1 protein-coding gene is annotated in these 228 nt (G+C 45.6%); it reads left to right on the plus strand.

Annotated features, from left to right (window positions below; translation table 11 throughout):
* On the plus strand, positions 1–228 hold a 228-nt coding region (locus AB4486_RS23470), incomplete at both ends, for an AMP-binding protein (protein ID WP_372118956.1).

Consider the following 228-nt stretch of genomic DNA (forward strand, 5'->3'; position numbering starts at 1 on the left):
GCTAATGTATCTGCAGATTGCCCACCAGAAGAGATGAACGCAGAAGATCCACTATTCATCCTTTATACGTCAGGCTCAACAGGTAAACCTAAAGGCGTTATGCACACCACAGGTGGCTACCTTGTTTATGCTGCGATGACCTTCAAATACGTATTCGATTACCAAGAAGGCGAAACTTTCTGGTGTACAGCCGATGTGGGTTGGATTACCGGTCACACATACCTTGTT

The sequence above is a fragment of the Vibrio sp. 10N.222.55.C6 genome (assembly GCF_041473395.1).
Classification (GTDB): Bacteria; Pseudomonadota; Gammaproteobacteria; order Enterobacterales; family Vibrionaceae; genus Vibrio; species Vibrio crassostreae_C.